We start from the raw sequence: 13690 nt of genomic DNA on the forward strand, positions 1-13690 counted from the left end.
ATAAGACGTTCTTTGAGTAATGGGGTTATCACTAACAGCCAGCTGTGAAGCTTAAAAAAGAATCTTATTCTGTAAAAAACTGGCGACGAATTATGGACATCATCTCTTCTCAATTTCTTTATAACGATAAGAAATAATTAAATTTATCCAAATCATTAAATTCTATTGGGGCATGATGGGGCTTGGTTACTTTGATAACGTCATCTTCAATAATCATGGTGAAACCACCACTTCGGATAACATTCCCCTGAATAGTATATTGATAATCGTTAAACTCTAACGCTTCGATTACCTCTTCCAGTTTCATAAATTACCTCATTTTTCCGTTTTTCATACTTGCACAACCAAAATAACACACAGGGGCAACCTAGGATACCTTACTTATCTTATTAGCACAGCTTCGGTCAGACTTTCCCCACATGCTCGACAAATCTAAAACTTAAAAGCGAGTGAATAATCACGCTAAGATATTTTATTTGCTGAAGTACTCTCTCTAAATGAGTTTAAAAGTACCAACATGAATTAGGACGAGTCTATTTAAGAAAGTGAAAGTATGATGTTAGCCATCACTTCGCTCATTGTCATGCGGTCAGTACGTTGAAGTATACCAACGGTTAACATAACTTTCCCATTATCGAATAAAAATATCAAAAAATCATCGACATAATAATATACTTCTACTAATTTATGCATAGGCACTCCGGTGTAATGGGGTTTCTCTTGGTCTAAATTTCTGAGCTCAACGAGGGCAATTTGTTCAAATGTTCTTATCCGGAGTTTATGCACCCTATTCTTTATGGCTAAGTTTTTTCACAGCTTGATCTCTGGTGAGTTATGACGCAACAAGATTTGATTTTTATCGGTGATATTCATGGGCAAGACGGAAAGCTTCGTGCACTGCTCGAGCATCTCGATTTTATTGCGGATCTGCTTCAAGAACGTCGCCACCTTGTTTTCATCGGCGATCTGATCGATAACGGCCACGAAGTCGGAATCGATCATCAAGGGGTTTTAACCTTGGTCAAGGATCTATGCGATCAGGGACTCGCATGTTGCTTGATGGGAAACCATGAATTTAATGCCGTTGGTTGGGCACTAAAGCACCCAGATACAGGCTTACCGCTTCGCAGCCACAATGATAACAACCGCAAACAGCATCAACTTTTCCTTCAAGATGTGGACGAGGGAAGTGAGTTACATAAAGCTTGGATTGACTGGTTTATGAAGCTGCCTCTCTTTTATGATTTTGGTCATGTCAGGGCTATTCATGCTTGCTGGCACGAGGCGACCATCCAAAGAATTCTGCCATATCTCAACGAGGATAACAGCTTGAAGGTTGAGCATTGGCCCAATGCCTTCGACGAGCGGCACGAGCTATATCAGCTATGTGAAATCTTGCTCAAGGGTCCAGAATTAGCATTACCGCAAGGTTATAGCTTCCAGGATAAAACGGGGACTGAGCGTCACAGAGTCCGGATAAAATGGTGGAGTGAAGAGGCCAAAACCTATAGAGATATAGCCCAAGTACAGCCAAATATGGTCAATCGTATCCCTCCTATTCCACTGGCTGATGAACATTGCAATCCGATAATAGAGATACCAGTTGTTATTGGTCACTACACTCTAGCTGGACTCCCTGCACCACTCAGCGCTAAGGTGGTATGTGTCGATTACAACGCGGCCAGTGTGCAAGAAGAGCTGGTAGCTTACAGCTGGTGGCATGATGAGACGCAACATCAACTGCATGAGCGCAACTTTAACTACTTAAGCGACATGGAGTTTGGTCAAAAGGGAGTTGCGGCGATGAGGCTGTTATTTGACCAGCTTGCCGATCGCTATACCTCTGTACTATTAAAGCCAGAAAAATGCGAGGAGATCCGTCAGTGTCTGCTGAACCATTGGGATCCAGCCTTCGTCAACGGATTCGATGAGTGCAGTGACGAATATGACAACTATATAACCCCTTTGGCTACTTTGGCTCAACAAGCAAGCTGGGGGGAGTTATCCTGCTATCTGATGGGTATAACCAAAAGCTATTTCAATCAGGAGTTGGAGTCTGACGCTGCAGACCGATTAGCCAAGCGCTTACGGCTGGTGATGAATTCAGAGCTGGATTGAGCGCAGATGTATACCAACAATCTCTTAATTAGGAAAGTAGATATGACACGATATTTGAAAGTGGGTGATAGTTGCAAAGTGTGTAGTACTCCCCGAGTAGACATTATCCATCAGACATTGCTCGAGATACTAGAGCTGCGCCCGTCGATTAAATCGATTCCAGAGAGCGTGTTAGCAAAGGGGAAGGATTTTTATGCTATTTGCCCATGCTGCGATGCTTATGCATTAGGGATAGAACTGTCCACAGGCTTTCCATTCACCGAAGCCGATGGCAACATCACCAATATCCAAGAACTGACTTCAAGATCCGATTGGGGTTACTAAATTACAAAATGCTTGTGTACATAAGCTCATCCAAACCAAGCGCTTATTCCCGAGTAAGAATGCATGACTATGAATCGACCATGTAGCAATTCATCGACTGTACGCCTAGCTTTTATACCACAGGATAGCATGCATCTCCCCAAAGTGTTTCAGGATGAGTCATCATTATTTCTATAATCAATGGCACAAGTTTGCTGAGTAAACTAGCAGAATCTTTAAGTTGCTTGCGATTAACAGAGCTATTCCATGTTGCACCGCCATGGATTAATTGGTTGCGCATCGTATAGAGGCGGTTAAAAATAACACCAAGCAAAATAGGAGTATTACCACTCGACAAGGCGTGGCTCGCCCTCTTTTTACCTTGCAAAAGCCGCTCTTTCCATTTGTCTTCAGTTATTTTACCGCTATGAAAATCCCAAAAACTTTGTAGCACAAACGGGGTATCAAGTAAGATACGGATACTGCCTGAAAATTCCCGCCAAACTAACTGATCTATCTGTTTTTGTTTATCTAACTCGCACAGCTTCTCTAAAAAACTTTTAAAAGATTCTTGTTCTGACAACTTAAATCGTTCATCAATCTCAGTGGCATAAGCAGCATTAAATGCTATCCAGAGAAAAATAAAACGACCATCGTCATCATCCGCCATTTCAGCTCGTTGCAACCAGCTTAACGCTCGATGAACTCGCAAGTTAAGATTGATCGGTGACTGTTCACGTAATATCCTTTGTTGATTTTTTAGCTGTACAAAATCCATTGCTATTTGTCCCTTTAAGATTTTTCTCAGCAATGAGAACTCGTTCAATATATAAACCATAAACGAGTTGCCACATGTTAAGTAAACAATCGTTCGACTCGTTATTCAATCAATAACTGTACTTCGACTCTGCGATTTCTTGGATCTGAAGGTTCTATACCTTCCAAAGGTTTGGACTCACCATATCCAGCAACGACTATACGCTTAGATGTACTAGCGTCTAATGTACCAATTAACTCCCTCCTAGCTTCTCTAGCTCTTGCTGCAGAGAGAGTGAAGTTATCATCATAAACAGTACAAAATCTTTGATAATCAGTCACTGGTCGGCTAACAGGAATATTATCTGTGTAACCTTCTACCAAAATTTTTGCTTTAGGATTGTCGAGCAAAAAACTGACCAATTGAGCTTGTATTGCATTTACCGCTGCTTTGGATTCAGTATTGAGGCAAGCGCTCCCCCGTTCAAAAACACCATCACGGAGAGTTAACCTTCTCGTAGCTTTATCTAAAGCGATGAGTTCTGATGCATTAGAGTTTCGTAACATTTCATCTAATAATGTAGTCACCTTCAGTAATGGATCATCTTTCTTTTCCGACGCTTTAGCTAACTCCTCTTTGTAACGAAGATCACTCATGCTTTTTTGCAAAACTGCCACAACAAGCAATAGCATTACTACAGCCATTACTCCAGCCATAAGGTCTGAAATGGCTATCCATTCACTAGGTTTTTCTTTCATATCATTTCATCAGTTTGGCTCACGCCACTTCAGACTCCAGTGGACCATTACTTGCTTCTAGTACTTCGCGTACTTTTTGAATTTCTGAGAGAAGAGCTTGTTGATTAATTGTAATTTCTGGTAACGGACTCAATGCTAGTAATAGTTGTTGTGAGTGGGGAGATGTATTAAGTAATCGAATTAATTCTGGTAGTGCTAACAAAGACTGAATAATTGTATCTGAACGTTCAATCGCTCCATTTACTGCGCTTTCAAGTTTTAGACTATTTTTATCCAGACTCTCATTGCTTGATATGAAATCCTGTCTAAACTGTACTAACTCTGTTCGAAGCAAATCTTGATGAGCTGAAAGTTCCACTAATGGTGCTAAAGCTATAGGTAAGTTTGACAGATTGCAAATGACTTCTTGTAAATGCAATTCATTTTTCTTAAGCGAATCACCAATACTACGCATTTTCTGATTAGAATCAGAAATAGCTCTTAGCCCATCTTGAATAGTATTACTCACCTTCTCACTATTCTCTGTAGCCATTGCAATATTTTCATTTAATATGGAGCTAGACATAACAAACTCCTTACTGACCTCTTTTTGCATCATAAAAGTTTTTTCAATGGAGTCTTTCACATCGCCCATGGTTTGTTTAACATCTGAAGATAGAACAGAAAGAGCAGTAGATATATCTCTCGTTGCAGATCCAAGTTGAGAACTTCCTCGCTCCAATGTTTCGGATGCTTGTAAGCTCATATCGTTAATCGCCTTGCCTAAATCGTTGCGCACATTATCCAGTACTTCAGTAAATTGAGCCTGGAATGAGTCTATTGCACCAACTAACTCATTAGCCGCAATCCCAACTTGATTAGCACCACTAGCCATATGCTGAGCAGCCTCACTCATATTTTCGACCACTTTTTGGGTGTTATAGGTAAAGTCATGCATTGCGATATTTGTAGCTTGGGATTCAACATGAACAAGTTTGACACTTTCTTTGACTTCCTTCGTTGCGATGCAAACATGCTCTACAGCTAACTCAACACGTTTAAGACTGCTCTCAATGATCTTCCTAGTTTGCGAATGAGAATGACTAAATTCATCATTGAATTTCTGAAATCCTTCTTGAATTACAACTTGACCACTCAACTTCAGCGCTTCAATATCCTCACGTAAATGAGTCGAAAATTGCTCAAGCGAATGTAAACCTTGTTCATGTTGAACTTTATGCTGAGCTCTCAACTGATTAAACTCAGCAGATAACACTTCGGTTATATTGCGCGAGGCTATAGCTATTGTAGAAAATAAAGCAGCTTGCTTTTCTGAGCTCAAATCTAAGTTTTGTTGTTTTCGTTTCTCTAGTTCAACTTTTACTTTGCTAATGACCCAATTGAGGCGCTTTTCGTCAAAACGCGCAAATTCGCTCCATATTTTAAGAAATATAAAACCTGTAATGCCCCAAGTAGAGGTTTTAAATTTTGTACCTAATCCATTCAGTAGACCTAACAAGTGCTGCATACTGTCTGCAGCACCTGTAGCATCAAGCGCATTTGGCTGACCCAGAATATTAGATGCATGATTAAGTGCCATACCTAATCCAAGAAATGTGCCGAGCAATCCTACAACTAGTAGTAAGCTAGGCATTAATTCCACCAACTTTTCAGGAGCAGTCGCAACTGCATTCCACAAATCAGTTACACTACCATGCTCAATTTCGATGTTATCTCTTGGCTTATTAGGTGTTCCACGATTCCATTTGACCTCCCACGACTTAGGCTTTGCAATCACATGAGCACTAATTATCGTAAATGACATCATGAAAAGGATAAGAAATAGGAAAGTTACTTGAAGCGGATCGCTAAGATCAGGGATTAAAAAATTTAGCACGGCATCATAGTTCATACCGCTACCTCTAAAATAGCATCCATACGGTCTTTAGCTTCTTGCTGGAAAATGTTTGCATAGTCTGTGATAAGTGATTGGTCACCTTCCTCTAATGCACTGAAGGGAATATTATGTTCAGCACACTCGATAAGTAACTTCCCAATATACTGTCCATCTTCCAGTAAATAACTGCGGTCATCACTTTCAATCTGTTCTTCAGTTTTCTCCAATAATTGTAAAAAACCTTCCGCTGCACCAACATATCTTTCTACATCACGTTGTTGGCTCGCTAAGCTGTCGAGTGCTTGCTTTTGTTCAGGAACGCTATTTTCAAGTATGGATAGCTGAGATGACTCTTCATTTGATAGTTCTTCTTGGATTTTTTTAGCTAAGACAAGGCGATTTAATAGCATTTTATCTTTAGCATAGCTTGCATTTGCCTTAGCCCATTCATCTCCCAACGATTGAGCTTGTTTTGCCCAGGAAGCAATCAGTTCTTCAAAAACAAAAGGTGTCAATTTTTTATTGTAAAGTCGGGTTAAAACTCGGTCTAAACGTTCAGCGGCATTTTTGCTAAGTTCTGGGTTTGACTTGATAAGATCTGAAGCAATACGAATTAGAAACAGGTCATCTGAACTCAAATCGTCCACTGTTAATGCCGAACGTAACTTCTTATCCGACATATTAAGTAACTTTTGGGTAGCCCGAAGACGCAAATAATGCTCAAAATCGGTAGGTTCTGCTTCAATTGCCATACCTAATTCTTTTTTAGCAATTTCAAAATCATTTATTGCAGATGCTAACTCTAGATTATGCCGTTGATCTTGAGGAATCACTTCATCTTCTGCAAATCTCAGCTCAGCCTGATGTTGCTTCGCAAGAACTAACTCATCTTCAGTAAGCAAGTCATTCGCTTGCTCCATGTCATCTTGTTGTTTGTTTTTGTCTAAAAGATCTTCTCGGTTTTTCTGCCACCGCTGAGCCAATTTAATGGCCCATTTGATGGCTGCATCCATTTTTTTTGCAATTGGAGATTTTTCAAATGCAGTCAATGCGCCTAGCCCTTTCTCTAGCATCACTAGGGCTGAACGCATCCATGGATATGGGGCTAGTTTTGATGCGTTAAGTAAAGCAGTCCGAATATGCTGCACAAAAGGTTTTACTACTTTCCAAGCTTTTTTTACGCCACCAATAAATACCTCAGCTTTCTCAGCCATCCATCCAACAACTTTCCCAGCGACATTCTTGGCAGTCTCATATGCTGAACTAACAACATTTGAGACTGTACTTACCGCTGAACTAACAAAATTACACACATTACTGACCCAACTCATTTACTCTCTCCTTTTGTTTTATTCTTCTATTCCGTCAGTCCAAGTAGACGTCTACCTGCATCAACATTATTTGCATTACTTACTACATTTTTACGGTTAATTCCGACGTTACTGTTTGCAGAGCGTACATCAGCTATCGCCGACTCAAAATGTTGCCATTTCACTATTGGCTCTTTATGGCATTCAACTAGAGCCCTTGGAAAAGCAGTGCGTAGCACTGTTCGAATTTCTCGTCCTGATAATCCATCTGATGCATGCGCACAACGTTCAATAATGTCATGGCGATCTTCTTCAAGCGGTACGCCAGGAACTAACATCCTGTGCCACAAGCGTTTACGGCCTTCAATATCCGGAAGTTTAAACTCGATGTGATAACGAATACGGCTTACAAAAGCGTTATCATAATTTTTTGCAAAATTCGTTGCAAAAACCACTATTCCATCAAATCGTTCTAATTCAATAAGTAACGTTGAACGCATAGCGTTTATTTCATTATCTATTCCTTGGGTAACGGATGATAATCTCGCTCCAAGTAAGGTATCTGCTTCGTCGAAGAAAATAACTGCGCCTTCTATCGCGGCAGCTTTGAATGCCAAAGAGATATTCTTAGCTGTTTCACCAACATATTTACTTTCCAGTTCCGAAATTCCTATGTGGAAATATTGACGTCCTAAAGTACCTGCAAGAGCTTCTGCAGCCAGTGTTTTCCCTGTTCCTGGTGGCCCATACAAGTTGAGCACCATATTACGTCCCATAGGATCTACAGCTTCAAATCCCCAGTCCGTGTAAATCGTTTTGTGATGACGCATAGCGCCAATTGCTTCCTCAAACATTCGGCGCGTTTCTGGAGCTAAAATAACATCACTCTCAAGTGTAATTCGTGGTGTTCGTAACTCGTAGGGCAATAATTGCTGTTCATGCATTGCGTTGTCGCTCATGAATTATTTCATTCCTTTCAAAATTTTAATGATGACTAACCGGCACTTGAGAGCCTTGTGCATATTCGGTAGATGAGCAAATTGAGGGGTGGGCATGCAGGCTATGTGCTGCAAAATATTGCTGCGACCCACAACAGAATCGGAAAATTTGGTGATGACTTCTTGAGACATGCAACAATCCTTATCACAAAGCCAGAAATATAGACTGCGTCAATCCCTGACAAAAAATTAAAAGTACTGATTATCTTACGAAGATATTGGTCAATTTCGATAAACCAGTCTCAATCATCGTTGCAGGACGTTTTTCAAGCGCCCCACCACACTTAGGACATACATCAAACCAGTTGTAGCCACGCGTAATAACATCACTTTTGAACACTACTGTTTTGTGCCAGTCGCAATTAGAACAAATAAATGTCGTGCAAGGGGGAGGAACAGGCATGGTAATCCTTACGCAAGCTTGAATGTGACACATGCTACACGATAAGACTCAACCTTTTCTACTCACTAAGATCATATTTTTAATAAATATTTGCACTATAAATTACGGTGTTTTCATCTTTGCTGTATATGCATTACTCAGCAACAGATCTGCAACTACATTAAGGTATACACAAACACATTAACTTAAACATCAGTGGCATCATGCAGGTGTAGTCGCCACTTACCAGACTATCTAGAAATCTCACTTCACAATTTCAATTAGACATGCGGTGTTTAAAATTTATTACTTAAAATTAACGTGTTATAGTATTTGAAATTTAAAATAAGGTAGCCAGAATGGACTCAAAAGCTCAAAACATGCGTCAAAAAGTGCAGCAAATTTTAGATAGTAACGCACTGCACTCTCATCAAATCAATGCTGCACAGAAAACTTTTAATGCATTATCAAGTGAGCAAGTCAGGGCCGTTGTTACTGCCGCGGAAATGCAAGCGGGTAAATCAGGAATTGCGCTGGCATTATGCTGTCTGCAGCGGTTGAGCTTAACTGATGCACAAATTTGTGACCGTACACAACTTAAAGACACTCTCTATCTTGTCACGATGCCTGATACTGCATTAAAAGAGCAAGCTGAAGCAGATCTTAAGTTAGCCAAAAACGTCGTCGTGAGTAACTTCGTCAATTTTGAAAAAACGCTAGAAAGTGAGTTCAAAGGCAATCCCCCTAAACTGATTATCATTGACGAATGCCACTATGGGTCCAATGTCGCAGCGGTTCGCTATAGCAAAATCTTTGATTACCTAGAGCTAGAGAATGACAGCTGTAACGTGGTATTTATTTCTGCAACGCCGTTTGGTGCGCTGTATGGTGCAGAAACCGAATATCAAGAAGCACTCGAAGCCAAAACAGAAGCAGAATCAAACCAAGACCTAGAGCTTTTAGAAGAAGCTAATGATATTGCAGCAAAAGCGCTCAAGGATTCGATTTTAAGACGCGACTTTAATACTCGCCTGGTTTTTCATAAAACAAGTGATGAGTACTACGGCGTTCGCGAAATGTTACGTAATGACAAAGTAAAAGCACTCATCGATGATAATCGCAATTTTCTGTTCCCGTCCGCTGAACGCGATGCATTTATCAATCAATTTAAACAGCATGAAGGTATGGGTTGGTCGCTAGTTAGGGTTCCTGCTGGCTTAGCTATGGAAGCCAAGCAATTTCTTAAAACCCAAGGTATTGATGAAAACTCAATCTACATTATTGGTAATTCATTGAGTGGTGTGCCTGAAGATGAACACTGCTCAATTGAACGCTTTAAAAAAGAATTTGATGACGCATTATTGTTCGAAGATAAGCTAATTGCAATTACCGTCGCCAGTGCACGCGCGGGCATCAACTTCGGTGCAATGATGAAAAACAATCTCATCTCAACATGGGATAGCACAGTTGCGAGTGTTGCGGCTGTTGTTCAAGCAAACATTGGACGAGCGTGCGGTTATCACGGCAATAACGAGTCCACTCACTATACAAACTTAAATGCCACTGAAGCTTACGGTGCAATCCTCAATCATCTAGAACAAACTTGTTCAGACCAGGCAGCATCAGATTTCGAAGGGCTCAAAGAGTTTTTCGATGACATCTGCCAGGAATATCAAGTTAATGGCTTAGATGTGGGACTCACAATAAAATACAAACGCCGTCGACCTATCGGGGACGTAGAGACTTACAAAACTGATAGTTATGTTGCTGTGCCAGCCAAACTTCTCGACGAAGATGCCAATTTTAGGCAATACACTCAAGACAAGCATTTTCTGCAAGCGATAGAAATTATTCGCAAAGAATTTACCGCTAAGGGCGCACCTTGTGTAAAAGGTAGCAGAGCCATGCGTGGCGCAGGAAAAAATTGGATTAAAGCACACTGGGTTAACGGGGATAGTTTTGATAATCCAGAAAAAGCGCGGGCAGACGGTACACAGAAAGAAAAAACATTTATGTATACCCAAATGCTTGATGATGGCGAAGAACTCGAGTTTAACCGCGTTGTAGCGCCAGGTTCTGGAGAACTATCAGAGAACAAACTCATCACTGCAGCCATATTTAGTGTTTACAACATTTCTCGTCGTGATGTGGCAAAAAAAATCATGTCACAAGAAGATGTTTATCAGATGTGCGATCACTTTGGCATCGAAAGAGATGACACCATGATGGTGCTCTATAAGCGCGGTGAATACGATATTGACCGCTCATTAGCCAAAAAACAACACAATGAACTGCCAGAGAAAACCGGACAACTAAGCGACGAATCCCACTTTTCTGATAAAACACAGGCAGTCTACTGAGTGATTCTCTGACTATGAATATTGCAGAACAACATCGGCAACACGTACAACGAGCGATTGAAACAACCTATGAGCATCAACGAATTGCGGCTAAGAAGACTTTTGACAAGTTTTCGGCAGGCGCTCGAGCAGTCGTCGTTGCCGCAGAAATGCAATCAGGAAAGTCAGGTATCGCTCTTGTACTTGCTGGATTACAACGCCTTGCCCTGTCAGATGAAGCCATCTGCGATAGAAAACGTCTAAAGGATACCTTGTACTTAGTTACCATGGCTGATGTGGCATTACAGGAACAAGCCAAAAGAGACTTAGCTCCGACACCTAACATCGTTATAAGTAACTTTGCCAATTTCGAATCCGCTTTAGTAACCGACTTTAAACACCAGGCTCCCAAACTCATTATCATTGATGAATGCCACTATGGCAGCCACATTGAGGCTATTAGATACAGCCGGGTATTTGACTACATCGAAAAAGAAAACACGGAATGTTGTATTGTTTTTATCTCAGCAACACCATTCAGTGCGCTCTATTCTGCTGGCGCCGATTCAATCCTAAGACATAATTTCCACACTAAGCTGGTGTTCCATAAAACGGGCAGTGACTACCATGGAATCCGCGAAATGCATCGACACAACCAACTTATCAAGTTAAGTGAAGATCAACGGGATTTTTGTGATGATTCGTTATTACAAAAGCGTTTCATTCGTCAATTTATGGAACACGAAGGGCCAGGTTGGTCACTCATCAGAGTCCCATCCAGTCAAGCTAGCACTGCCAAACAAGTGCTGATGGCTCATGGTATTGCCGAAGAGCAAATCTACATTATCGGCCAAAAGCTTGTCGGAGTCGCTGAGCACGAACTTTGCAGTATTGATGACTTCAAGTCGGAATATGAAACAGCAGCAATGTTCGACGACAAACTGATTGCAATCACTGTGGCGGGCTTTCGCGCTGGTGTGAACTTTGGCCAAAATATGAAAGAAAGCTTGATCAACACTTGGGATAGCACAGTCGCGAATATTGCAGCCGTTGTTCAAGCTAACGTCGGCAGAGCATGTGGTTATCATCAAAATACCCAAGCCAAACACTTTACCAACCTAGATGCAGTGAGAGCTTATTCAGATCTGCTCGATCATCTTGAAGCCAAAGATGATTCTGAAGACTTTGAAGGTTTACACCAACTCTTTGAAGATATCTGCGACAAGTATCAGGTGAGAGGATTCGATCGCGGCACAATGATCGCACCGGAACCACAAGTTCAACTCACTAAAAAACTTGATGATTCCGCGACCTATCTAACTAAGGGATATATCGCCGTGCCCGCCAAGCTCTCCTGTATAGACGCTGATTTTAGTGCCTATACGTCTGATCCTGAGGTGCTTGAAGCCATTCAGCTCATCCGCGGTGAATTTTTAGCAGAAGGAACACCCTACCCGAAAAGTGGTCGAGCCATGAAAGGCGACGACAAAAACTGGATTAAAGCGCAATGGGTCAATGGTGTCACTTATGACGACTACACGCCAAGTTGTGCTAAATCAAGAGCAATTGATTTCACTGCTAAATTGAACGATGGCATTGAGGTGGAATTCAACCAAGTGGTAAATCCTGGCGGTGGAGAAATAACGGCAGATAAACGCGTAATGGCAACTATCTTTAGCACTTACAATTTATCACGCAAAAAAGATGCTTTTAAACGTGCAATGGATGCCGATGACATGACAGAAATTTGCCAACTTCTCGGCTGCGAATATGACAATACGCTCATTCTACTATATCAACGGGGCGAATTTTCTCAGTCACTCACCGACCAAAAACGGCAGGATCCAATCCAAATTTCAAAAATTCGCAGTGACAGTGTCTTTAAATAACAAAGCCGCTATAAAAAGCGGCTTATCGTCATAGAATATGCTTAATAGCAATCAGCTTTGCTTGCCTTAGCGATCATCTCTTTCTGTTCTTGAATGGTCTCTTTCACAATCTTGTCAAAGAACTTCTTTTTCTCTCTAGATGATGCATTACGCACAAAATCAGAGAAAGCTGTTGATTTAACTCTTTCACGCTTAGATAGCATCACTTCCTCCCTTATGTAACTGGATTTAGGCCAACGATGGCTTCTAAGGACTGGCGATTGTACTTTTTGCGCAATAACGCGTCAATGTCAGTCACATTAAAGTGGGGGTTATCGTTGTCACCGTCAATGTTATTTCGATGAACGTAATATTAATTTTGTCTTTAAAATGGCGTTTAAGTTCACTTACCACGCGTTGTGATTCCAGAAACTGCTCAACAAACACTGCTTCAGGTACTCGCCTGCCTTCAACTTTCTCCCGCGCTTTCACCAGTTTCCATGCTTGTTCAGGTTCCTGATAAACAAAGATAATAAGCACGTAACGCGACCGTTTTAAAGAGCGTTCAATGTTGTCTTTTGCCTTGTCAAAGCTAGAGAGTGTTGAGTCCAAAATGAAGCTTACATTGCGCTTTAATGCGCGGTCATGAATAGCCTCAGCGGGACGTTGAAACAGAGGCGAATTCAAGCCGTTATAATCTTCAAACTCTTTTTTAAGCTCATCGTTTTCAATATGCACCAAGCCTTGACCATGCTCATTAGCAAATGCGCGGATCATCGCACGGGCCGTTTCAGTTTTACCCGCACCTGGGGAGCCAGCCATAAACACTGAAACAGGCAGATCTTCCAAGGGAAAAGCATCAACAAGCTTTGATGCTACTTCCTTTTTCATCTTTTTGGCTTCTTTAATCGCCTTTTCAGTGATCTCTTGATCCGTCATGGCTACTCAACACTTTTAGTGATCTTAAGCACTGGGGTCAAA

Annotated in this window: 13 protein-coding genes; 4 read left to right on the plus strand and 9 right to left on the minus strand. The window is 41.2% G+C overall.

Annotation, left to right across the window (positions count from 1 at the left end; genetic code table 11):
* Positions 1-118 precede the first annotated feature (118 nt).
* Complete coding sequence (locus L976_RS18610) at positions 119-307, minus strand: hypothetical protein (RefSeq protein WP_023268032.1); 189 nt, start codon at positions 305-307, stop codon at positions 119-121.
* Between the two features lie 527 nt (positions 308-834).
* On the opposite strand from L976_RS18610, the gene L976_RS18620 reads away from it, so the two are divergent.
* Positions 835-2118, plus strand: coding sequence for a metallophosphoesterase (locus L976_RS18620; RefSeq protein WP_047539210.1), 1284 nt, complete (start codon positions 835-837; stop codon positions 2116-2118).
* Positions 2119-2160: 42 nt separating this feature from the next.
* Positions 2161-2442, plus strand: a complete 282-nt coding sequence (locus tag L976_RS18625) for a hypothetical protein (protein WP_039978533.1) — start codon at positions 2161-2163, stop codon at positions 2440-2442.
* Between the two features lie 112 nt (positions 2443-2554).
* Here L976_RS18625 and L976_RS18630 read toward each other — a convergent pair whose 3' ends face one another.
* From L976_RS18630 to L976_RS23390, 6 genes are all read right to left on the minus strand, one after another.
* Positions 2555-3199: a HEPN domain-containing protein gene (locus L976_RS18630; RefSeq protein WP_047539212.1), complete on the minus strand. Its 645-nt coding sequence runs from the start codon at positions 3197-3199 to the stop codon at positions 2555-2557.
* A 101-nt stretch (positions 3200-3300) separates the two neighbouring features.
* Entirely contained in the window at positions 3301-3936 is a 636-nt protein-coding gene (locus L976_RS18635) for an OmpA/MotB family protein (RefSeq protein WP_023268028.1), read from the minus strand.
* Between the two features lie 19 nt (positions 3937-3955).
* A complete protein-coding gene (locus tag L976_RS22465) occupies positions 3956-5827 on the minus strand; it encodes a hypothetical protein (RefSeq protein WP_052184028.1) in 1872 nt (623 codons plus the stop codon).
* Positions 5824-7143: a hypothetical protein gene (locus L976_RS18645; RefSeq protein ID WP_037427793.1), complete on the minus strand. Its 1320-nt coding sequence runs from the start codon at positions 7141-7143 to the stop codon at positions 5824-5826. Before L976_RS18645 ends, L976_RS22465 begins: the two co-directional genes overlap by 4 nt.
* 26 nt (positions 7144-7169) lie before the next feature.
* Positions 7170-8081: an ATP-binding protein gene (locus tag L976_RS18650; protein WP_050991333.1), complete on the minus strand. Its 912-nt coding sequence runs from the start codon at positions 8079-8081 to the stop codon at positions 7170-7172.
* A 3-nt stretch (positions 8082-8084) separates the two neighbouring features.
* On the minus strand, positions 8085-8252 hold the full coding sequence (locus L976_RS23390) for a hypothetical protein (RefSeq protein ID WP_156143207.1): 168 nt from the start codon (positions 8250-8252) through the stop codon (positions 8085-8087).
* A gap of 609 nt (positions 8253-8861) precedes the next feature.
* On the opposite strand from L976_RS23390, the gene L976_RS18655 reads away from it, so the two are divergent.
* Positions 8862-10862: a DEAD/DEAH box helicase family protein gene (locus L976_RS18655; protein ID WP_011622490.1), complete on the plus strand. Its 2001-nt coding sequence runs from the start codon at positions 8862-8864 to the stop codon at positions 10860-10862.
* 14 nt (positions 10863-10876) lie between these two features.
* Positions 10877-12730 (plus strand): DEAD/DEAH box helicase family protein, encoded by a 1854-nt coding sequence (locus tag L976_RS18660; RefSeq protein ID WP_047539215.1) that lies wholly within the window; start codon positions 10877-10879, stop codon positions 12728-12730.
* A 41-nt stretch (positions 12731-12771) separates the two neighbouring features.
* Here the strand turns inward: L976_RS18660 and L976_RS23555 are convergent, their stop codons facing one another.
* The gene (locus L976_RS23555) at positions 12772-12933 is read right to left on the minus strand and encodes a hypothetical protein (protein WP_011622488.1); all 162 of its coding nucleotides are present in this window, start codon (positions 12931-12933) and stop codon (positions 12772-12774) included.
* A gap of 91 nt (positions 12934-13024) precedes the next feature.
* Positions 13025-13648, minus strand: a complete 624-nt coding sequence (locus L976_RS18665; protein ID WP_231570518.1) for a zeta toxin family protein — start codon at positions 13646-13648, stop codon at positions 13025-13027.
* Positions 13649-13690: the final 42 nt, after the last annotated feature.

The sequence above is a fragment of the Shewanella sp. ZOR0012 genome (assembly GCF_000798835.1).
Classification (GTDB): domain Bacteria; phylum Pseudomonadota; class Gammaproteobacteria; order Enterobacterales; family Shewanellaceae; genus Shewanella; species Shewanella xiamenensis.